The organism is Xanthomonas sp. NCPPB 2586 (genome assembly GCF_041475775.2).
Classification (GTDB): Bacteria; Pseudomonadota; Gammaproteobacteria; order Xanthomonadales; family Xanthomonadaceae; genus Xanthomonas; species Xanthomonas campestris.
The window spans coordinates 4,975,676-4,996,873 of sequence record NZ_CM192981.1 but is presented as its reverse complement, the minus strand read 5'-3'; the positions used below and the strand labels follow the sequence as shown (position 1 = coordinate 4,996,873).

21 protein-coding genes and 2 pseudogenes are annotated in these 21,198 nt (G+C 66.6%); 9 read left to right on the top strand and 14 right to left on the bottom strand.

The features are described from left to right. Positions 1-55 precede the first annotated feature (55 nt). From ACCQ09_RS21910 to ACCQ09_RS21900, 3 genes are all read right to left on the bottom strand, one after another. Entirely contained in the window at positions 56-436 is a 381-nt protein-coding gene (locus ACCQ09_RS21910) for a hypothetical protein (RefSeq protein WP_011039280.1), read from the bottom strand. Positions 437-826: 390 nt separating this feature from the next. Next, positions 827-1,057 carry a hypothetical protein gene (locus tag ACCQ09_RS21905; protein WP_187305949.1) on the bottom strand — a complete coding sequence of 77 codons (231 nt, stop codon included), beginning with the start codon at positions 1,055-1,057 and terminating at the stop codon, positions 827-829. Between the two features lie 103 nt (positions 1,058-1,160). Further along, positions 1,161-2,081 (bottom strand): LysR family transcriptional regulator, encoded by a 921-nt coding sequence (locus ACCQ09_RS21900; protein ID WP_040942163.1) that lies wholly within the window; start codon positions 2,079-2,081, stop codon positions 1,161-1,163. Positions 2,082-2,176: 95 nt separating this feature from the next. On the opposite strand from ACCQ09_RS21900, the gene ACCQ09_RS21895 reads away from it, so the two are divergent. The 6 genes from ACCQ09_RS21895 (at position 2,177) to ACCQ09_RS21870 (ending at position 7,659) form a co-directional block, all read left to right on the top strand. Beyond that, positions 2,177-3,184, top strand: coding sequence for a zinc-binding alcohol dehydrogenase family protein (locus ACCQ09_RS21895; protein WP_040942162.1), 1,008 nt, complete (start codon positions 2,177-2,179; stop codon positions 3,182-3,184). A gap of 29 nt (positions 3,185-3,213) precedes the next feature. Next, complete coding sequence (locus tag ACCQ09_RS21890; RefSeq protein ID WP_040942161.1) at positions 3,214-3,429, top strand: hypothetical protein; 216 nt, start codon at positions 3,214-3,216, stop codon at positions 3,427-3,429. Positions 3,430-3,864: 435 nt separating this feature from the next. Continuing rightward, positions 3,865-5,397 (top strand): DNA recombination protein RmuC, encoded by a 1,533-nt coding sequence (locus ACCQ09_RS21885; protein ID WP_029217135.1) that lies wholly within the window; start codon positions 3,865-3,867, stop codon positions 5,395-5,397. A gap of 655 nt (positions 5,398-6,052) precedes the next feature. Then, positions 6,053-6,442: a hypothetical protein gene (locus ACCQ09_RS21880; RefSeq protein ID WP_040942160.1), complete on the top strand. Its 390-nt coding sequence runs from the start codon at positions 6,053-6,055 to the stop codon at positions 6,440-6,442. Positions 6,443-6,525: 83 nt separating this feature from the next. Then, positions 6,526-7,071: a glutathione peroxidase gene (locus ACCQ09_RS21875; protein WP_011039274.1), complete on the top strand. Its 546-nt coding sequence runs from the start codon at positions 6,526-6,528 to the stop codon at positions 7,069-7,071. A gap of 144 nt (positions 7,072-7,215) precedes the next feature. After that, a complete protein-coding gene (locus ACCQ09_RS21870; protein WP_080640199.1) occupies positions 7,216-7,659 on the top strand; it encodes a lysozyme inhibitor LprI family protein in 444 nt (147 codons plus the stop codon). A 157-nt stretch (positions 7,660-7,816) separates the two neighbouring features. Here the strand turns inward: ACCQ09_RS21870 and ACCQ09_RS21865 are convergent, their stop codons facing one another. From ACCQ09_RS21865 to ACCQ09_RS21840, 6 genes are all read right to left on the bottom strand, one after another. Beyond that, positions 7,817-8,890, bottom strand: coding sequence for an MlaA family lipoprotein (locus ACCQ09_RS21865; RefSeq protein WP_040942159.1), 1,074 nt, complete (start codon positions 8,888-8,890; stop codon positions 7,817-7,819). 11 nt (positions 8,891-8,901) lie between these two features. Beyond that, the gene (locus tag ACCQ09_RS21860; protein ID WP_012439719.1) at positions 8,902-9,195 is read right to left on the bottom strand and encodes an STAS domain-containing protein; all 294 of its coding nucleotides are present in this window, start codon (positions 9,193-9,195) and stop codon (positions 8,902-8,904) included. Then, positions 9,185-9,850 (bottom strand): MlaC/ttg2D family ABC transporter substrate-binding protein, encoded by a 666-nt coding sequence (locus tag ACCQ09_RS21855; protein WP_011039271.1) that lies wholly within the window; start codon positions 9,848-9,850, stop codon positions 9,185-9,187. Before ACCQ09_RS21855 ends, ACCQ09_RS21860 begins: the two co-directional genes overlap by 11 nt. Beyond that, positions 9,847-10,389, bottom strand: coding sequence for an outer membrane lipid asymmetry maintenance protein MlaD (gene mlaD, locus ACCQ09_RS21850; RefSeq protein ID WP_040942158.1), 543 nt, complete (start codon positions 10,387-10,389; stop codon positions 9,847-9,849). Before mlaD ends, ACCQ09_RS21855 begins: the two co-directional genes overlap by 4 nt. A gap of 108 nt (positions 10,390-10,497) precedes the next feature. Continuing rightward, on the bottom strand, positions 10,498-11,247 hold the full coding sequence (locus ACCQ09_RS21845; RefSeq protein WP_228428161.1) for an MlaE family lipid ABC transporter permease subunit: 750 nt from the start codon (positions 11,245-11,247) through the stop codon (positions 10,498-10,500). Next, positions 11,247-12,041 (bottom strand): ABC transporter ATP-binding protein, encoded by a 795-nt coding sequence (locus ACCQ09_RS21840; RefSeq protein ID WP_040942157.1) that lies wholly within the window; start codon positions 12,039-12,041, stop codon positions 11,247-11,249. The genes ACCQ09_RS21845 and ACCQ09_RS21840 overlap by 1 nt, the downstream gene beginning before the upstream one ends. A 239-nt stretch (positions 12,042-12,280) precedes the next feature. Here ACCQ09_RS21840 and ACCQ09_RS21835 point away from each other — a divergent pair, with 239 nt between their 5' ends. Next, positions 12,281-12,568 carry a DUF6916 family protein gene (locus ACCQ09_RS21835; protein WP_040942156.1) on the top strand — a complete coding sequence of 96 codons (288 nt, stop codon included), beginning with the start codon at positions 12,281-12,283 and terminating at the stop codon, positions 12,566-12,568. Here ACCQ09_RS21835 and ACCQ09_RS21830 read toward each other — a convergent pair. The 4 genes from ACCQ09_RS21830 to ACCQ09_RS21815 all read right to left on the bottom strand — a co-directional run bounded on the left by ACCQ09_RS21830 (position 12,561) and on the right by ACCQ09_RS21815 (position 14,885). Next, on the bottom strand, positions 12,561-13,073 hold the full coding sequence (locus ACCQ09_RS21830) for a GNAT family N-acetyltransferase (RefSeq protein WP_187305910.1): 513 nt from the start codon (positions 13,071-13,073) through the stop codon (positions 12,561-12,563). The two genes, ACCQ09_RS21835 and ACCQ09_RS21830, sit on opposite strands and share 8 nt — an antisense overlap. A 64-nt stretch (positions 13,074-13,137) precedes the next feature. Then, positions 13,138-13,677: a phage tail protein gene (locus tag ACCQ09_RS21825; protein WP_011039265.1), complete on the bottom strand. Its 540-nt coding sequence runs from the start codon at positions 13,675-13,677 to the stop codon at positions 13,138-13,140. A 60-nt stretch (positions 13,678-13,737) separates the two neighbouring features. Then, entirely contained in the window at positions 13,738-14,265 is a 528-nt protein-coding gene (locus ACCQ09_RS21820; RefSeq protein ID WP_040942154.1) for a phage tail protein, read from the bottom strand. A gap of 74 nt (positions 14,266-14,339) precedes the next feature. Next, positions 14,340-14,885, bottom strand: a complete 546-nt coding sequence (locus tag ACCQ09_RS21815; protein ID WP_011039263.1) for a phage tail protein — start codon at positions 14,883-14,885, stop codon at positions 14,340-14,342. A gap of 256 nt (positions 14,886-15,141) precedes the next feature. Here ACCQ09_RS21815 and ACCQ09_RS21810 point away from each other — a divergent pair. Further along, positions 15,142-17,547: pseudogene (locus ACCQ09_RS21810) on the top strand (beta strand repeat-containing protein); the annotation flags it as partial. Positions 17,548-17,639: 92 nt separating this feature from the next. Here ACCQ09_RS21810 and ACCQ09_RS21805 read toward each other — a convergent pair. Next, positions 17,640-18,438 (bottom strand): IS5 family transposase gene (locus ACCQ09_RS21805; RefSeq protein WP_100097398.1). Its coding sequence is split into 2 segments (ribosomal slippage): positions 17,640-18,168 and positions 18,167-18,438, totalling 801 coding nucleotides; the frame shifts between segments, so codons are not numbered across the junction. Between the two features lie 43 nt (positions 18,439-18,481). On the opposite strand from ACCQ09_RS21805, the pseudogene ACCQ09_RS21800 reads away from it, so the two are divergent. Then, a pseudogene (locus ACCQ09_RS21800) lies at positions 18,482-21,191 on the top strand (autotransporter family protein); the annotation flags it as partial. Positions 21,192-21,198 lie beyond the last annotated feature (7 nt).

Here is a 21,198-nt window from a genome sequence, read left to right as displayed (position 1 = left end):
TTGGTTGAGCGCGCGCTGCACGACACCGGCCAACACTGGCCAGGGTCGGCCGCCCTCAATCGATCGACGGACGATGCGGCGGACGTGCGCGCCGATACAGCAACTGCACCGCCCAGGCACTGGCCAGGCCGATCGCGCCGGCGGCAAAGTGGCTCCAGTCGAGCACGCGTGGCGCCGCGCCATTGGCGTCGTGGCCCCAGAAATTGAACCACAGCAGCACGATCGCAGTGACGATCATGCCCAGCCAGAACCACAGCCGCGTCGCGCCGATGGCATAGATCAAGAACGGCAGCGCCGCACCGATCAGGAAATGCACCGGGAAGAAATACGCCGTGCCGTACGGCCGCATCAGGTACCAGATGATCGCCCCAAACAGCCCCAAAAAGGCGAATAGGCCCAGGGCAAGCAAACGGGTTTGGGTCTTGACGGTGGTCATCAGGCAGCCTCGCAGGTGAGAACGTCAGCCTACCGGCGCCCAGGTCACGTTGAGGTCAATGCGCGTGCGCCTGCATGTTGCGCCTTCGCAGCATTGCTTCGGGCCGCTTGTGTAACTGCGATGCAGTCGGCGCTGCATGTGCCCAAAAAAAGGCGGTTGCGTCATCAAGCACCATCGCGCTGGTGGCCGGTTGATGCGTCATTGAAATCGTTGGCCAATCCCAATGGGATGCAGGTTGTTGTGTACTGCCGATGCGATGGACCCGCAAACATCGCGATGGCGGCGGTGTCGTACGTGTTGCGATGTGACACTGCTGTCGCGTTGCCGCGCGATGTTGCCACGTGCGTAACGATGCGAGATGGCAATGTGCATGACACGCGTCGAACCGCGTTACGGCTCAAGTTTGCCGGCGTAACGCTCGCGCACATACTGGCTGATGTAGGTACTCAGTCCGCGTCCGTCCGCGGCCAGGCGTTGCATGGTGGCGATCGCCTCGGCGCCGGCACTGGCGTCGGTATACACGTAAGTCTCGCCACTGCGAAATTGCACCGCGATCGCGCCGGTGGTAACCGCATAGGCCACCACGCCGGAGTCGCCATCGCGGTTGCCGTAGCGCTGCAGCGAGGGAGTACGGCGCGTGACCATGCACACAGGCTAGGGCGGCCACGGTGAGGATGCCTTCAACGGACGCGGCCGCGTGCGCCACTGTGCGCGCGGTGGTGGCTCAGCTCGCCGGCAGCCCTGGCAACAGCGCGGTCAATACCTGGCAGCGCTGCGCGAAGTCTGCATGCAGCTGGCGGATGGCGGGCGAGAATTGCTTGCGATGCGGGCACACCAGCTGCAATGGCAGCCGGTCGCCGTAGGCCGGCAACAGCACCTCCAGGCGCCCGGCCTGCACATCGGCGCAGACATCCAGCCACGACTTGTAGGCGATGCCTTCGCCCGCCACCGCCCAGCGCCGCACGACGTCGGCGTCGTCGCACAGCATCGCCCCACGCACCGGCACGGTCTGGCGGCGGCCATCACCCTCGAACTGCCAGCGGTCGTACGGGCGCCCGGCCAGCACGTACAGCAGACAGGCGTGCTCGCGCAGTGCCTCCAGCGTGCTTGGCCGCCCATGCCGGTGCAGATAATCCGGTGCGGCCACCAGCACGCGGCGATTGTCCGGTGCCAGCGGCAGTGCCACGTGGTCGGCGTCGTCGATGCGCCCCAGCCGGAACGCCACATCCACCGGCGCGCGGTACAGGTCGGCCACCTGGTCGGACAGGTGCAGGCGCAGCGTCAGCCGTGGATGCGCGGCGCGGAACGCGGTCAGCCACGGCAGCAGCACGTTGCGGCCCAGGTCCGACGGCGCGGTCACCTGCAGCAGCCCGTGCAGCGCCTGGTCGCCGCCGCGCACCTGCTCGCGGCCATCGCGCAGCAACTCCAGCACCTGGCGCGCGTACGGCAGGTACTGCTCGCCTTCGGCGGTGAGCCGCAGGCTGCGGGTGGAGCGTGCAAACAGGCGCAGGTCCAGCGCGCGCTCCAGCCGGGCCACCGCGGCACTGGCCTGGCCCGGCAACAGGTCGGCCTCGCGCGCGGCACTGGAAAAACTGCCCAGCGCCGCGGTGCGCACGAACAGCGCCAGATCATCGAACCGGACCATCTTCTCTCCAACAGTGAAACTGCTTGCGCAGTTTGCCGGTTTTTCCGGAAATGGCGATGGCGCACGCTGCAGCTCCTCGCCCCACGGCCACCGCCATGAAAGCCATCGCCTACCCGCAGCACGGCCTGCCCATCGACGACCCGCGCGCGCTGGTCGCGCTCGACCTGCCGCTGCCCACGCCCGGCCCGCGCGATCTGCGCGTGCGCATCCACGCCATTTCGGTCAACCCGGTCGACACCAAGGTGCGCGCCACCGCGCCGGTGGAGACGCCGCGCGTGCTCGGCTGGGACGCCAGCGGCGTGGTCGACGCGGTCGGTGACGAGGTGACCCTGTTCCAGCCGGGCGACGCGGTGTACTACGCCGGCGCGTTGACCCGCCCCGGCACCAATGCCGAATACCACCTGGTGGACGAGCGCCTGGTCGGCCGCAAGCCCACCACGCTCGACGACGCGTCCGCCGCCGCGTTACCGCTGACTGCCATTACTGCCTGGGAACTGCTGTTCGACCGGCTCGGCATTGCCGAAGGCGGCGGCGCAGGCCAGACCCTGCTGGTGGTCGGCGCGGCCGGCGGGGTCGGCTCGATCCTGGTGCAACTGGCGCGCGCGCTGACCCAGCTCACCGTGGTGGGCACCGCCTCGCGCCCGCAGACGCAGGACTGGGTCTACGCGCTCGGCGCCCACCATGTGATCGACCACACCGAGCCGCTGGCGGCCGGCCTGCAGCGCATCGGCATCGCCCAGGTGCAGCACGTGGCCAGCCTCACCCATACCGACCAGCACTTCGCGCAATTGGTCGAGGTGCTCGCCCCGCAAGGCCAGTTGGCGCTGATCGACGACCCGGCCACGCTCGATGCGCTGCCGCTCAAGCGCAAGAGCCTGTCGCTGCACTGGGAACTGATGTTCACCCGCTCGCTGTTCGCCACCGACGACATGATTGCCCAGCACCACCTGCTCAACCGCGTCGCCGCGCTGGTGGATTCCGGTGTACTGCGCACCACGCTAGGCGAGCACTACGGCAGCATCACCGTGGACAACCTGCGCCGCGCGCACGCCGCGCTGGAATCGCACCGCACCCGCGGCAAGCTGGTGCTGGAAGGATTCTGAGCGAGCGGTGGCCGCTGCACGGGGCGCTGATGTTCATCCGCGCGCCGTTCGCCACCGGTAACACGATCGCTCGGCAGCGCTTGTTCAACCGTGTCGCCGAACTGGTGGCGTCCGGCGTGCTGCGCACGACGCTGGGCGAGCACGACGACCGCACTACCGTGGATAACCTGCGCCGCCTACGCCGCGCTGGAATCGCATCGCACCCGCGGCAAACTGGTGCTGGAGGGATTCTGAGCGAGCGGTAATCGTGATGGCGGTGGCCGCTGCGGGATGTGGCGCTACAGCGCGTCTCGCGTTCGCGCGGGATGCAGGGCGGGCACCAGCTCGGCGGCGGCGGCGGCGCTGCGGTGACGAGGCCTGGATCGCGAGTAATGGCACGCGATGTTGGATGGCGGCATCGGTCTGTGCGTGGTGTCGTGATCAATCCCGCGAAGGACCGACTGCGCCTGGCCGACGGCCGCGCAGTCGGTCGTTGCAGTGCGGCGCAGGTCGCAGTGCCCGCCAGCGCGCACCACGCAGTTCACCCCGAACCAGCACGCGCGCGCGCCGACCATCAGGCAGCCACTACGCCGACCCTGCAGCCGGCCACCCACTGACGCAGCTGCTGCGACCGGCACCGCTACACTGCGCGCATGTCATCCGAATCCCTCATCCTCATCGGGCTGCTGTGCGCAGTCTTCGTGCTGCAGCTGGCCATGCTGCTGCGGCGCTCTTCCACCACCGGGCTGGAGCAGGCGCTGCGCGCCGAACAACGCGACGGCCGCGGCGAACTACGCGAACAACTCGAAGGCCTGGCGCGGCAGCAGGATGGCCGCCTGGAAACCTTCGCGCGCAATCTCACCGAGCTCTCCACCCGCACCGACCAGCGCCTGGACCTGTTGCGCGACGCGCTCGGCGAAGATGCCCGCAAGGCACGCGAAGAAAGCACCCAGGCGCAGCTGCGCACCGGTGAGCTGCTCACCGGGCGCCTGACTGAATTGCGCACCCAGCTCGATGGCTTCGGCCAGCAGCAGGAAGCCCGCATCCACGTGTTCGGGCAGCAACTCACCGAGCTGATCGCACGCACCGACACCCACATGGCCGCGCTGCGTGAAGCGCTCGCCGAGGACGCGCGCAAGGGCCGCGCCGAAGCGGGCGAGTCGCAGCAGCGCTTCACCGAAGCGCTGGGCCAACGCCTGACCGAACTGACCCAGCGCAACGAACTGCGCATCGGCGAGATGCGCGCCACGCTCGAGCAACAGCTGGCCAGCCTGCAGAGCGACAACGCCAGCAAGCTGGAACTGATGCGCGCCACCGTCGACGAGAAACTGCAGACCACGCTCAACACGCGCCTGGACGCCTCCTTCAAGCTGGTGTCCGAGCGGCTGGAGCAGGTGCAGCGCGGCCTGGGCGAAATGCAGCAGCTGGCCACCGGCGTGGGCGACCTCAAGCGCGTGCTCACCAACGTCAAGGACCGCGGCGGCTGGGGCGAAGTGCAGCTGGAGAACATCCTGGAGCAGACGCTGACGATGGAGCAATACGCGCGCAGCGTCCGGGTCAAGCCCGACAGCGCGGAAGCGGTGGATTTCGCGATCCGCCTGCCAGGGCGCGGCGATGACACGGTGGTGTGGCTGCCGGTCGATGCCAAGTTCCCGCGCGAGGACTACGAACGCCTGATCGACGCGCAGGAAAAAGGCGACCTCGACGCGATCAAGAGTTCGACCGCACAGTTGGAACGCGCCATCCGCATCCAGGCCAAATCCATCAGCGACAAGTACGTCTGCCCGCCGCACACCACCGACTTCGCGGTGATGTTCCTGCCCACCGAAGGCCTGTACGCCGAAGTGATCCGCCGTGCCGGGCTGGTCGACCTGCTGCAGCGCGAACATCGCGTGGTGCTGGCCGGGCCGACCACCTTTACCGCCCTGCTCAACAGCCTGCAGATGGGCTTCCGGACCCTGGCGATCGAAAAGCGCTCCAGCGAGGTCTGGCAGGTGCTGGGCGCGGTGAAGAGCGAATTCGGCAAGTTCGCCGGCATTCTCGAAAAGGCCGAGCGGCAGATCACCACGGTCGGCAAGAGCCTGGGCGAAGCCAGCCGCAAGACCCGCACCATCGAGCGCCGCCTGCGTGGCGTGGAAACCCTGGCCGGCGAGCAATCGCAGGCGCTGCTCGACGACGCCGGCAACGACGACACCGGCAGCAGTGATGACGAGGCCGGTGACGAGCAGGAATGAGTGCGGCGTGCAGCGTGCCAGTGCGGAAGAGGGCCAGTGCAGATGGTTCGTTCGCGCGACCAACGGTGAGCCGGCTACACCGTAACCAGCGCGGGCAAGCCACTCACCTCACAGCCGCACCCAGTGCATCGAACCGCATTCGGTAGGAGCGCCCTCGGGCGCGATGAGGCATTCCCGATAACGCCCCATCGCGCCCAAGGGCGCTCCTACACGGCCAACGCCATCTCACAGCCGTCGCTGGTTTAGTCGTGATCCATTCCGCTGCAAATCGATGCACAAGCCACGTAATCGGCAAGCTCTCAAATCGCAACTGACCTCACGTAGGAGCGCCCTCGGGCGCGATGAGGCCTTCCCGGTAACGCCCCATCGCGCCCAAGGGCGCTCCTACACGGCCAACGCCATCTCACAGCCGTCGCTGGTTTAGTCGTGATCCACTCCGCTGCAAATCGATGCACGAGCCACGTGATCGGCAAGCTCTCACCTCGCAACGGATCTCACGTAGGAGCGCCCTCGGGCGCGATGAAGCCTTCCCTGTAACGCCGCAGTGCTCCCAGCTACGCCCCAACGCCGCAGCCGCAGACATCGCCCACCCGAGCACGCCACGCAGACACACCAGCCGCGATGCTTGCCTCACCTTGTTCAAGAAGAAGCCCGCATGTCGAGCCGATGGATGTACACGACACTGTCCGCACTGCTGCTGGCCGCCTGCAGCAACACGCCCACCACGCAACCGTCCCAGGCGGCGGGCGTGACACCTGCACCATCAACATCAACATCAACATCCGCAGACGCTGCCGCCTGCACCGCCAAAGGCGGTCAGATGCGTCCGGTAGGCCGCATGCAGACGCCGCGGTGTGTGGTGCCCTACGCCGATGCCGGCAAGACCTGCACCGACAACGCGGATTGCAGCGGTGATTGCCTGGCCACCAGCATCGTGCCCACCGGCACCGCCACCAGCGGCACCTGCCAGCGCGACAGCGATCGCTTCGGCTGCCGCCAGGAAGTGGTCGGCGGCATGGGCCAGGCAGCGCTGTGCATCGATTGATCCGCTGACCTCGGCGCACCGGGTGCAGCGCTCGCGCTCGCCCGGCGGTTATGCTCTGGAGCTTCCTCCAACAGGACGCACCGATGAGCCAGAGCATCCACGACATTCCCGTGACCGACATCAACGGTGGCGCCACCAGCCTGGCCGCGCATCGCGGCAAGGTGCTGCTGGTGGTCAACGTCGCCTCCAAGTGCGGGCTGACCCCGCAGTACGAAGGCCTGGAAGCGCTGTACCGCGACAAGCAGGCCCAGGGCCTGGAAGTGCTGGGTTTCCCGGCCAACGACTTCAATGGGCAGGAGCCCGGCAGCGAGGCGGAGATCGCCCAGTTCTGCCAGCTTACCTATGACGTCACCTTCCCGCTGTTCTCCAAGATCGCCGTCACCGGCGCCGAGATCCATCCGTTGTACCAGGCGCTGACCAGCGCACAGCCGCAGGCCACCGGCGATGGCCCGATGCGCGAAAAGCTGGCCGGCTACGGCATCGCCGCCAACCCGGCACCGGGCGTGTTGTGGAACTTCGAAAAATTCCTGATCGGCCGCGACGGCCAGGTCATCGAACGCTTCGCACCCGACGTCGCCGCCGATGACGTCCGCCTGCGCCAGGCCGTCGATGCGGCGTTGGCGCACTAACCGGCGCTGCTTGGACAAAGACATATTGCGACTCGTCATCCAGTCAGCCACCTGTTCGATTTCGGTCCAACAGGGCGCTGCTACGCGGGCGGTCTCAGCAGTTGCATTCCACGTTGACTGACCGTGCAGACGTAGAGAAGAGCAATGCGTGAAAGCCAAAGAGACACCGTGATGCACCTACTTCCACTCCTGAGCCTTCTTTACTGCGTTTCAGCACATGCATCTGATCTATGTGTGGACCTGGCGACGACTGCGCAGAGCAATGCTTGCTGGACCAAAGAGGTTGCGCAGTCGCAGGCACACCTCGACGACTATCTGCAGGCGGCACGCACAAGGGCGCTGACAGATTTTGGTCTGTCAGCCGATGCGTTCGATGCAGCGCAAGCTGCCTGGCGGACTTACAGCGAAAGGCAATGCGGTAATGTGCGTGTGTTGTGGGGCACCGCATCAGTCGCGCTGGCGAAAGCGGCGAGCTGTCGCGTCGATCTCAACGATCAGCGCTCCCATGATCTATGGAAGAGCTACCTCACCTACGCCGATCGCACTCCTTCCGTCATGCCCGAACCGGCGCTGCGGTCCGGTAAATAGCGGCGCCGTGGAACGAACGCCTGCTTAAACGCAGAAGGCATCGGTACCAACACGCCGCATGTACCACGCGGATCAGGGCGGCATGCGCCACAACAAAAAAAGCCCGGGATCGCTCCCGGGCTTTTTTATATTTTCCAGCAAACCACTCACCCACCCATCAGCGAATCCACTGCGGGATCGGCATGGCGTCCACCGGGACCGTGCTGTCCTTGTCTTCGCGCAGGTATTCCGGCAGCTCGCCGTCTTCCTTGCGCTGGCTGCGCAGGTCGCGGGTGATCTGGTAGTTGCGGCGCTGCATCCAGGCATCGCGGGTCAGGGCGTATTCGTCCGGGGCCTGGTCGCGCAGCGAATCCAGCGACATCAGCTGCGCGCGGGTGTCCACCAGCTGCAGGCCCTGCAGGGCGAAGCGTGCGCCGCCATCGTTGACCTGGCGTACCCACGACAGCGGAATGTCGCCGCCCAGGCCCAAGGTATCGCGCACCGTGCGTGGGCCGAACAGCGGCAGCTCGAAGTAGCGCGAGTTGCGCCAGCCCCACACGCCCAGCGTCTGGCCGAAGTCTTCGCTGCGGCGCGGGATGCCGGCGGCGCTGGCCGGGTCGAACAGGCCGGCCACGCCCAGCGTGGAGTTCATCACGAAGCGGCCCAGGGTCTGCACCGCGTAGACCGGATGGCCCTGCAGCAGCTGGTTGACCATGGTCAGCGGCGAACCCAGGTTGTCGAAGAAGTTGGTCACGCCCAGGCGCGCCGGGCGCGGCACCACCTTGGTGTAGCCGGTCGCCAGCGGCCGGGCCACGCCGCGGTCCACCGCCAGGTTGAAGCGGTGCATGCCGCGGTTGTAGCGCTCCCACGGGTCGTAGGCCGGGGCACCGCCAGGCAGGGCCGGGCCTGCGGCTGCGCCGCCGGCTTGCGGCGTGGTGGAGCCGTACAAGGCGTCGAAATCATCTTCGGCCGTGGTCGGCGCGCCAGGCGTGCCGCTGTCAGCTGCGCTGCTGGCCGGTTCGGCCGGTGCAGTCGCCGCAGTCGCCGCAGTGGCCGCAGTGGCCGGCAGGGCGTCGGGCGCGGCGAAACCGGCCGCGGCCGGCTGCGCGGTCACCCCGGCATCGTCACGCACGGCGGTGTCGGAGGCGCTGGCAGCAGCATCGGCGGCGGGCGGGGCAGACTTGGGCGTCTGGCTCGCGCAGGCGCCCAGCAGCAGGCAGGCCAACAGGGAAAGGGAGCGGAACTGATTCATGGGGGTGGCACTCAGGCCTGAAAATCGAGAGAGGGCGACAAACGGTAGGCGGCGCACAATTCGTCCAGACCGGACGCCTTGCCCACCACCGTGCCATTGCCATTGCTGCGCAGGCGCGCGGCCAGTTCGGCCAGCATCGCCACGCCGGCGCTGTCCAGGCGTTGTACACCGGAAAGATCCAGCGTGCGGGCGCCAGCGAGTTGCGCGAGCGCGCGCGGCCACAGATCCGTGACCGCGGCCCGGTCGAGCACGCCGCTTACCGCCAGCGTGTCGCCGTTGCGCTGCAGTTGGTCGTTACTGGCCATTGGCCGGTGTCGCACCCACCTGCAGGTTGCCGCTGCGCAGGTCGGCCGCGACCTTGGCGATGCCCTTTTCGCGCAGCGGGCCGTCGAACTGGGTCTTGAAGGTCTGCACGTAGGAAATGCCTTCGATCATCACGTCGAAGATCTTCCATTGGCCGCCGCTGTTGCGCATCAGGTAGTCGACCGGGGTCGGGTCGTTGCCGGCGCGCAGCAGGTCGGTGGAAACCTTGACGCCGCGGTTGCCCGGCAGCGCGCTTTCAGACTTGGCGCGGAAGGTCGGCTTGCCTTCGAAGTTCAACAGGGCAGTGCCGTAACGCTGCATCAGGTTCTCGGCCAGCGCATCGGCAAACAGCTTGACGTCCGCATCGGAGGCACCGCGGCCGTGCACGCCCAGCACCAGGCGGGCCGAGTAATCACGATCGAAGGCCTTGTTCAATTCGCCATTGATGTACTGGCGCAGGGCGGCCGGGTTGCCGCGGAATTCGGCGCGGCGCTGATCCAGCGTGGACAGGATGCGGGTGCTGCTGTCGATGACGGTCTTGGTGGCCGCGCCCTGGGCAGCAGGCGCGCTGGAGGTGGCCGGCTGTGCGAGCACCGTGGCCGGTGCGCACACCAGCAGGGTCGAGGCCAGGACAGCGGAGAGCAGGGTGGTCTTCATGGGGTTGGTTCCGTAGAGGGGGAGGCGGGCTGCGCAGGCGAGGGCGCCTGGCCGTTGGCAGCGGGGGCATTACTGCTGCCGCCGCCACCACTGAACATGTATTTGCCGACCAGCTGCAGCAGATCCACCGCCGGTTGGGTGAAGCCGATTTCTTCGCCCGGCTTGAGCGTCTCCGGGTCGCCGCCCGGCTGCAGCCCGATATAGCTCTCGCCCAGCAGGCCGCTGGTGAAGATGCCGGCCGAGGTGTCGGCGGGCAGATCCTTGTATTTGGTGTCCAGCGACAGGGTCACCACCGAATCGAACTTGGTCGGATCCAGGCTGATGTCGGAGACCTTGCCAATGGTGACGCCGCCGATCTTCACCGGCGCCTGCGGGCGCAGCTGGCCGATCTGGCTGAAGCGCGCAATCAGGGTGTACTGGCTGGAGCCAAAGCCCCAGCGCTGGTTGGTCGAGGCCACCGCCAGTACCAGCAGCGAGGCCAGGGTCAGCAGCAGAAACGCGCCGACGGCAAATTCGAGTCGTGGTCCACGCATGGCCATGGGGTTATCTCACTCCTGGTGGTGCAGGTGCCCCGACGCGGATCGGAGCGGATGGTTCGGTGGGTCCACACACCGCAGGTTGCGGGCGGGTGCGAGAAGAGCGGCGGATCATCGGAACAACATGGCCGACAGCACGAAATTGAACATCAGCACCAGCAGCGAGGCGTTGACCGCCGCGCGCGTGGTGGCGATCGAGGTGCCTTCGATGGTGGGCTCGGCATGGAAGCCCACGTAGGCGGCCACCAGCGCAGCAGTGCCGCCGAAGATCGCCGACTTGAGCATCGCCACGCCGAAGTCGTCCCAGAAATCCACGCTGTTGCTCAGCCCCGACCAGAAGGTGCCATTGTCGATGCCCAGCACGTGGACGGCTTCGAAATAGCCGCCGGTAATGGCCAGCGAGCAGAACACGCCGGTCAACAACGGCACCGTCAGCACCGCGGCCCAGAACCGCGGCGCCACCGCCTTGGCAATCGGGTCGATGGCCATCAGCTCCAGCGCCTTGATCTGGTCGGTAGCGCGCATCAGGCCGAGCTCGGCGGCGATCGAACTGCCGGCGCGGCCAATGAACAGCAGCGCGGTCAGCACCGGCGCCAGCTCGCGGTACAGCGACAGGCCGAGCAAGGTGGACAGCGCATCGGAGGCGCCATAGGTGGTGAGCGTGCGGTAGCCCTGCAGCGTCAGCACCAAGCCGACGAAGGCGCCACCCACGGCGATGATCGGCAGCGAGCGCGCGCCGACCTTGTAGATCTCGCGCACCAGCTCGGCAATGAAGTCGCGTGTGGGCAGCGAGCCGCGCAGCACGGTCAGCGAGAACAGCCCGGCGCGGCCGAAGGCACGGATCGATTCGGCAATGGCCATCAGGCAGCACTCCGGTCGCGGCGCGGCGCCGCATCGAACGGGATCGGGCCGTCCGGCTGGCCGTGCAGGAACTGCTGCACGAGCGGGTCGGTGCTGTCCTGCAATTGCGCGGGCGTGCCGGCGAACACGATGCCGCCATTGGCGATCACCACCGCCTGGTCGCCGATCGGCAGCGTCTCGTGCACGTGGTGGCTGACGATGATGCTGGTCAGGCCCAGGCTGTCGTTGAGGCGCTGGATCAGGCTCATGATCACGCCCGAGGCGATCGGGTCCAGCCCGGTCAGCGGCTCGTCGTAGATCATCAGCGGCGGGTCCAGCGCCAGCGCGCGCGCCAGTGCCACACGCCGCGCCATGCCGCCGGACAACTCGCGCGGCCAGGCATCGGCCGCGGCCAGCAGGCCCACCGCATGCAGCTTCATCTGCACCAGGCGCTGCAGCACCGGCGCCGGCAGGCGGGTATGCGTGCGCAGCGGCAGCGCGACGTTGTCGGCCACGCTCAGGTCGGTCAACAAGCCATTGCCCTGCAGCAGCACGCCAACATTGCGGCGCATCTCCAGCAGCGCCCGGCTACCGCGCGGAATTTCCTGGCCGAACAAGGTCACGCGGCCGGCCACCGGGCGCAATTCGCCAGTCAGTGCCGCCAGCAAGGTGGACTTGCCGCTGCCGGAGGGACCGAGCACGGCCGTGATGCTGCCGCGCGGGACATCCAGCGACACGTCGCGCAGGATCGCGCGTCCGCCGCGATCGATGCGGACACCGGACAATTGCACGACAGGGGATTCGGACGCCGTCATTGCAGCCTTTAACAGAATTCCAACGCGATAGAGTAACCGTCACACGGCTGAACATAACCGAACCGGTGCGTGCAGTATTGTCGCATGCGCCTGTACCGCAGGCAGATGGCCAACGCCCCCACGACTGCAACGCCCCGTCTCACGAGCGTGACGCAGCACGGGGTTCGTACATGGCTACGTTGTGTGAGGTATGCCTGCACGTAGATGATGGAGCCGCCTTAGCCAGCCCGAGCGTGCAGATGGATTTGCTGACCCTGGAACACTTCGCAGGAAGCGTCAACGACACCTTCTCTGCTGCCTTGAACGACGGCGAGATTCCCTTCGTGCTGGTCGAGGCACGCCCGCTTCCGACCACGCAGGCGGTGCACCGGGCGCCGTTCTCGCTGCTGTTCCGCAACAGTTCGGCGTTTCTGTTTCCGCAGCAGATCTATCAGCTGCGGCACAGCCGGCTGGGCGAGGTCGGGGTATTTCTTGTGCCGGTAGCACGCGAGCGCGACGGCTTTTTGTATCAGGCGATATTCAACTGAGCGGCGTGGCCGCCCTCTCGGCGGGCTGCCAGTGCATCGCAAGGTGGGTACTGCTGGCGTCGCCTGCGAGAAAGCCCAGGCGCGTATAAAGCCGGCGCGCCGCAGGATTGGCATGAAAGACGTGCAATGCCACGCCACAGCCTGCGGCCTGCGCCAACGCCTGCGCATGCATGATCAATGCGGTGCCCACGCCCCTGCCGCGCCAATGCGGTAACAAACTGATATCGACCAGCACGTGCTGCACGGCTGCGCGTTGAAGATACAGCCGGCCGATGCGTTCGTCCGGCGTCTGTACGATCAGAAAGTCGGCGTCGCGATAATGCTGCCGATAATGCGTGCGCTGCAGCGCGAACTGCTGATCCACAAACGCGCGCTTGGTCGTCTCCGGCCAGGGGACGTGCGCCAGTTCGTCGCTGCGTGTGCTGGCATAGAGATCGCGTAGCCAAGGCACATCGGTGTCGTGTTCGGCGCGCAGTGCGATGCGGTGCGCAAGCAGTGCAGGCATGCGCTCGCATTCTGCTTGCGGATGCACGCTCGCTGGAGTCGCGGAAGCTTCGCCCTGCATGGCGTCAATCGAACTGTGGATAGGTGCCAGACAACGCAATGCAGAAATTCACCGCCAGATACGGTTGCTGGTTCTGGTGGGCCAGGCCGTTGCCGGTTGGCAGCAGCGCCGCCGGCGAAAACTGGGTGTCGGGTTGTGTCACCGTCACGAACGGGCGTGCTGTGCTGCCGCCCAGCGCTGAAAGCGCTGCGCCATTGGCGGGCGTGCCGCTTTTCTTGGTCGAATCCGGTTGCGTGAACGCGCTGACGCCATGCTGGTGCGGCGGGATCTGCGTGGGCAACAGGCTCACGGCGGCCGTGCCGAAGCTATTGCCCAACTGCCGGCTGCTCAGTCCCGGGCCCTGCCCCTGCTCGCAGCCGGCGCGTCCACAGAAGTTAGGCAGTTGAAACGTGGTCGTGCCGTTACCGCCATAGACGATGCCCAGCAGCGAGTACAGCGTGGTGTTCTGCTGCAGCGGCAGCGTGGCGCCGTTGCACAACGCCCAGCCGACGGGATTGAAATCGAAGCCGAACAGCTGGATTTCGCCGATATAGGGTTCGGTCATGAACGCGGTCCTTCTGTAGAACGTGCAGGCACCGCACCGAGCGCGGCGCGGTGAATGGGCTCAGCTCTGCTGCGGGAAAATGCCGACAGTGGAAATGCAGTACTGCACCGTCAAGGTCGGCATGGTGTTCTCGTGCGCCAGGCCACCGCCGGTGATCGTGGTCGACTGCGTGGCCATCGGCGCTGCCGTGGCACCGGTGGTGTCGGTCGCGTAGAACACGTCGCCGGTGACTGTGCCAGGCAATAGGCCGGACGGCGCGGTGGCCGTCGCGGCAGCGGTTGTGGCCACCAACGTATGTGTGTGCGCCGGCAACTGCAGTCCGGTCAGTGCAACTGACTCGGTGCCAGCCGTCTGGGCGATCACGTAGTTGCTCAGGCCCGGGCCCTGGCCCTGATGCAGCGGCACGCGCCCGCGCAGATCCGGTACCGCGAAGGTGTTCTGCCCATCGCCGCCGTAGGTGTTGCCGATCAGAATGAACAGCACCTCGTAGTCGGAGATCGATAACAGGCTGCCGTCGCAGGCCTGCCAGCCTTGCGGAGTACGCCCGAAGCCGAACATGCGGATCTCGCCGATGAATGGAGTGGCCATGGTGTCCTTTCTGGTCGATGGGCGCGCTGCCCCGCGGCGGTGGCACGCTGCGTTTATGAAATGCAGGCGCCGCGCTAGCTGCGCGAGGGAAAGATGCCGGACAGCGCGATGCAGAAATTGAGCGTGGTGTACGGCTGCAGGTTCGGATGCGGCTGGCTGCCACCGGCCTGAGCCACGGTTGCTGGATTCATTGCCACCAGGGGTCCCGGCGCCGCATACAGCGCGGTGGCCGGACCGGTCGTGCTGGCATTGGTGCCGAAAGAGCGGCCGCTGGGACTACGGTTGTTGCCCGCAGCGCTGGAACCCTCCAGCGAATGGTTGTGCGCTGGCAGGTTGTCGGGCAGCAGCGAAACGTTCTCGGCGCCGGAGTTCTGGCCCATCGGTAGCGGCGACGGTTGCCAGGCCGGATCTGCAGATGGCGCAAAGCCGACCGGGGTGCGCCCGCGCATGTCCGGCAGCGCGAAGGTGGTACTTCCATTGCCGCCGAAACGCGTACCAAGCAAGCTGAAGAGCGCCTGGTTCTGGTTGACCGGCAGCAACTGCCCATTGCACTGCGCGAAATATTTTGGCGCGAAAACGAAGCCGGTCATCATGATCTGACCCATGAAAAACTCGCTCATGCGGATTTCCTTCCCGTAAGTGCAACACCGACCGCGTGTCGGGGTCATTCGTACAGATACTTGTCCAGTTCTGATTGAGCAAGCCTGGAATATCTGGAACTGGAATGAAGTATTAAGTTTTCATTGTTTATTCGTCAGTCAGTTCCTGTTCAAATACGCTCGCAATGCCGAAGGGGAAAATCTCTAGGGCGGCGTTGCCTTCAGGCACGAGGATCGTTGCCGGCGCCGGGGATGGCGCGCTCCAGGGGTGTGGACAGTGAACAAGCAGCGTAGGTTTCTAGCGGACGCCACCGGCGGCCGCGCACGTTTGGTCGTGATGTTTGTCCTGTTCGCGATGACGCTCTTGGCACCAGGCTGGGCGATGGCGCAAGCCTCGACCTACTGCCCGACCTTGAACGCCACTGTGGTGCAGGGCGGTTCGGTACAGATCGACGTAACGACCTGCGATGGCACGGGGGTAGACGATATCGGCGTTGGCTGGAACGGTGTGCAACCTGCGCACGGCACGATCGTCGTTCCCAACCCAAGCGGCGCCCAGGGCACGCAGATCGTCACCTACACCCATAACGGTGACAACGCCACCAGCGATACGTTCCCGCTAGAAGATGGCCGGAGCGACATCATCACTGTCAACATCACCATCACCCCGAGCCAGCCGACGCTGTCGATCAACGACGTCTCGGTGAATGAAGGCAATGCCGGCACGAGCAATGCCACCTTCACCGTCTCGCTCAGCCAGCCGGCCGGTGCCGGCGGCGCCAGCTTCGATATCGCCACCGCCGATGGCTCCGCCATCGCAGGCGTGGACTACGTCGCCTCCAGCCTCACCGGGCAGACCATCCCCGCTGGTAGTAGCAGCGCGACTTTCACCGTGCTGGTCAACGGCGACACGCTCAGCGAACCCAACGAGACCTTCTTCGTCAACGTCAGCAACGTCAGCGGCGCCGGGGTCAGCGACGCCCAAGGCCAGGGCACCATCGTCAACGACGATGCGCTGCCTTCGCTGTCGATCGACGACGTCAGCGTCAACGAAGGCAACAGCGGCACCACCACGGCCACCTTCACGGTGACCCTGAGCGCGGCCAGCGGCCAGACCGTGTCGGTCAATTACGCCAGCGCCGACGGTACTGCCACCGCCGGCAGCGACTATGTCGCGCGTTCCGGCACCCTGACGTTCGCGCCCGGCACCACCGCGCAAGGCGTGGCCATCACCGTCAACGGCGATACCGCGCTCGAACCCAACGAGACCTTCAGCGTCGGCCTGTCCGGTGCCAGCAACGCAAGCATCGCGCGCGCCACCGGCGCCGGCACCATCCTCAACGACGACGTGGTGGTGACGGTCGGGCCGGCATCGCTGCCGGCGGCGACCGCGGGCAGCGCCTACAGCCAGAACCTGAGCGCCAGCGGCGGCACCGCGCCGTACAGCTTCGCCGTCACTGCCGGTGCGTTGCCGGCCGGGCTGACCCTGAGCGCTGCCGGCGTGCTGTCCGGCACGCCCACGGCCACCGGCAGCTTCAACTTCACCGCCACCGCTACCGATAGCGGCGGCAGTCCCACCAGCGGCAACCGTGCCTACACGTTGACCGTGGCCGGCGCGACGGTGACCTTGCCGGCGACCAGCTTGCCGGCCGGCACTGCAGGCCAGGCTTATTCGGGGGCGCTCAACCCAGCGACCGGCGGCATTCCGCCGTATACCTACGCCGTCACTGCCGGCGCCCTGCCGGCGGGCATCACGCTCAATGGCAGCAGCGGCGCCTTGACCGGCACCCCCGGCAGCGTGGGCAGCTTTGCCTTCAGCGTGACCGCCACCGACAGCACCAGCGGCACGCCCTCGCAGGGCACACGAGGTTACACCTTGAACATCGCCGCGCCGCCGATTGTGGTTGCGCCGTCCACGCTGCCGGCCGCCACGCGTGGCACTGCCTACAGCCAGACGCTGAGCGCCAGTGGCGGCACCGCGCCGTACACCTACGCACTCGCCAGTGGCGCATTGCCGGCCGGCCTCACCCTGGCCAGCAACGGCACGCTGTCGGGTACCGCAACGGTGGAAGGCAGCTTCAACTTCACCGTGACCGCCACCGATGCGGGGAGCTTCACCGCCAATCAGGCCTACAGCCTGACCGTGGCTGGCCCGAACCTGGTGTTGCCGGCAAGCAGCTTGCCGGCAGGTACCGCCGGGCAGGCGTACTCCGCGTCGATCACGCCCGCCACGGGCGGCACCGCGCCTTACAGCTATGCACTGACCGCCGGTGCGTTGCCGACGGGTGTGGTCGTGGACGTGGCGACCGGTGGACTCAGCGGCACGCCGACCGTGGCGGGCACGTTCAACTTCACCCTGACCGTGTCCGACAGCACGCCCAGCCCGGCGGCGCAGGCCAGCCGCAGCTACACGCTGACCATCGCAGCACCTGTCATCGTGGTCGCGCCCACTGCGCTGCCGGCGGCCACGCGCGGCACGGTCTACAGCCAGACGCTCAGCGCCAGCGGCGGAACCGCGCCATACACGTATGCCGTCAGCGCGGGCAACGTGCCGGCTGGCCTCACCCTGGCCAGCAACGGCACGCTGTCCGGCACCGCGACGGTGGAAGGCAGCTTCAACTTCACCGTGACTGCGACCGATGCAAACACCTTCACCGCTTCGCAGGCCTATGCAGAGACGGTGGCCGGCCCGCAATTTGCCGGCCGGCACGGCGGGGCAGGCGTACACGGCGGCGATTTCGCCAGCGACCGGCGGCACTGCGCCTTAGAACCTGTTCACGATCTTCTGAGTAATAGTGCCAAGAAGGCCAAATGGATGAACTGCAGGCTGGTGTTGAGTTTGCGCTCGCAGTTCTTCCATAGCCTTCGGTTCTTCTCCAGCCAAGCAAAACTACGCTCGACGATCCATCGCTTGGGCATGACCTTGAAGGTATGCAGTTCGCTGCGCTTGGCAATCTGCACCGTGAGCTGTTCGCCTAAAATCTCTCGCACGCCGTCGGCAAACCGTACTCCGGTGTAACCGCTGTCGCACAGTAAGCTTTGTACATGCGTCAAGTTTGACTGGCAGCGCTCCAACGCTTGCAGCGCACCTTTGCGGTCGGTCACCTCCGCCGTCGTCACCGCGATTGCATGGGGCAATCCCTGAGTATCAACAGCGATATGCCGCTTGATGCCCGACACCTTCTTGCCCGCGTCATATCCCTTTTGCCCTGCTGTGTCCGTGTTCTTTACGCTCTGCGCGTCCACGATCAAGAACCTGGTGCAAGCGTTGCGCTCCTGTCTGGCGCGGACCACGCCAACCTGATTTTTTAAGTGCCTGCTCCAGCAGGCTCACTCCCTCATCGTTGCACTCGCTCCACTTGGCAAAGTACGAGTGCACGGTCCGCCACTTTGGAAAGTCGCTGGGTAGCGCTCGCCATTGGCAACCGGTTCGCAGCAAGTACAACACTGCGCACCACACCTCATACACATCCACACGGCGTGGCTTGGTGCGCTTACGCGCTTGTTCCAGGATCGGCAGCACGTGTTCGAACTGCTCCCGGCTCATGTCACTCGGATAGGTCTTTTGGCGCATCCGCATAGTCTGCACTGCTCAGGAAAGATCGTGAACAGGTTCTTACAGCTATGCACTGACCGCGGGCGCATTGCCGAGCGGCGTGGTGCTGGACGCCGCGACCGGCGCGCTCAGCGGCACGCCAACGGTGTCTGGTACGTTCAACTTCACCCTGACTGTCACCGACAGCACGCCCAGCCCGGCCGCGCAGGCGAGCCAGAGCTACACGCTGAGCATTGCCGGCGCCACGTTGGTGCCGGGTCAACCCACGCTGCCGCCAGCGGTGCGCGGTACGCCGTACAGCCAGGTGTTGACCGCCACCGGTGGCGTTGCGCCGTACACCTACAGCGTTGCCAGCGGCACCTTGCCGGCCGGTCTGACGCTGGCCAGCAACGGCGTGTTGTCAGGCACGCCCACCGCCGAGGGCAGCACGTCCTTCACCATCGCGGTGGCCGATGCCGGCAACGCCAGTGCCACGCAGGCGTATACCTTATACAGTGGCGGCGCCGAACCTGGCCTTGCCGGCCAGCAATTTGCCGGCCGGTACGGCGGGGCAGGCGTACGCGGCGGCGATTTCGCCGGCGACCGGCGGCACCGCGCCGTACAGCTATGCACTGACCGCGGGCGCATTGCCGAGCGGTGTGGTGCTGGACGCCGCAACCGGCGCGCTCAGCGGCACGCCAACGGTGTCTGGCACGTTCAACTTCACCCTGACTGCCACCGACAGCACGCCCAGCCCGGCCGCGCAGGCGAGCCAGAGCTACACGCTGAGCATTGCCGGCGCCACGTTGGTGCCGGGTCAACCCACGCTGCCGCCAGCGGTGCGTGGTACGCCGTACAGCCAGGTGTTGACTGCCACCGGTGGCGTTGCGCCGTACACCTACAGCGTTGCCAGCGGCACCTTGCCGGCCGGTCTGACGCTGGCCAGCAACGGCGTGTTGTCAGGCACGCCCACCGCGGAGGGCACCTCGTCCTTCACCATCGCGGTGGCCGATGCCGGCAATGCCAGCGCCACGCAGGCCTACAGCTTCACGGTGAGCGATGCGGCCCCGGTTGCCGTGGCCGATGCCGCGGCCACCATGAGCGATGCGGCGGTGACGGTGCCAGTGACCGCCAACGACACCGGCAACATCACTGCGATCGCCATTGCGACCGCGCCGACCAACGGCACCGCCGCGGTCAATGGGCTGGAGCTGGTGTACACGCCGGCGGCCGGGTTTGTCGGCACCGATGTGGTGAGCTACACGGTCACCGGCAGCGGTGGAACCTCGGCCGCAGCAACGGTGACCATCGCCGTCAATGCGCGCCCGATCGCCGTGTCGGTCACCGCCGAGGCGGTGCCGGGTGCGGCCTCTCAGGTCGATCTGACCCGTAATGCCACCGGCGGGCCGTTCGTGGCCGCCGCGGTGGTCGCAGTGCTGCCGGCCTCGGCCGGGACCGCCACCATCACCCAGGTGGGTGGTGCAGCGGCGGCAGCGGCGCGCACTTCCGGCTTTGTGCCTGCGGCCACTGCGCAGGCTTCTTCACCCAGCTTCATGCTGACCTTCGTGGCGAACCCGGCCTTCGTCGGTCAGGCCACCGTGCAGTTCACCTTGTCCAACGCGTTCGCCACCTCGGCGGCGGCAAGCGTGACCTTCACCGTGGCGCCGCGGCGCGACCCGAGTGTGGATGCGGAAGTGCGTGGCCTGATCGATGCGCAGTCCGAGTCGACGCGGCGCTTCGCCAAGGCGCAGATCGACAACTTCCAGCGCCGTCTGGAAGCCACCCACCGTGGCGGCAGCACGCTGAGCAATGCGGTGACCTTCCAGCCGACCTCGCATTGCCGCCAGGCCGATCGCGGCATCAGCGCGCAGCCGTGCAGCCCGGACACCCAGGATGCCGACAACGAGTTCCGCGATGCGCCGGCGATGGCGAGCGGCACCGGCCGTGCGCAGGGCCAGGGCGACCTGGCCCTGTGGGTGGGCGGTGCGATCCGCTCCGGCAGCCTGAACAGGCAGGCCAACACCAACGGCGTGGACTTCCAGACCGATGGCTTGAGCGTGGGTGCGGACTACCGGCTGGCGCCGTCGCTGGCAGTGGGTGCGGGCCTGGGTTGGGGCCGCGACGACAGCGATGTAGGCAGGAACGGCAGCCACTCCAAGGCCACCGCCTACACCATGGCGCTGTATGCCAGCTTCCATCCGGGCAAGGCGTTTTTCTTCGACACCCTGGTGGGTTATCAGTTGCTGTCTTACGACCTGCGTCGTTTCGTCACCGACGACGCTTCGATGGCCGAAGGCAGCCGCGACGGCAAGCAGTGGATCGCCTCGCTGTCCAGCGGTGCAGACCTGCAACGCGGCAATCTGCAGATCACCCCGTATGCGCGGGTGGATGTGGCGCGGGCAACCCTGGATGGCTACGTCGAAGATGGCATCGCGCCGTTCGCGCTGCGCTATGACGACATGGATGTGGCCACCACCACCGGCAACCTGGGCCTGCGCCTGGAATGGCGCCGCGATGTGGCCTGGGGACGCCTGACCCCGCAGGTCCGCGTGGAGTATCAGCGCGACTTCCAGGGCCGCGGCGACGCAACGCTGGGCTATGCCGACATCATCGGTGGCCCGGTGTATCGCACCGGTCAGAACGCGTTCGATCGCAACCGCCTGATGGTCGGTATCGGTGCGGCCTTGCTGACCGAACAAGGCTTGTCGACGCGGCTGGAATACCGCGGCATCACCGACGGCGACAGCGGCAACGATCAGACCTGGATGATCAACCTGGAAAAGAAATACTGATCGCGTC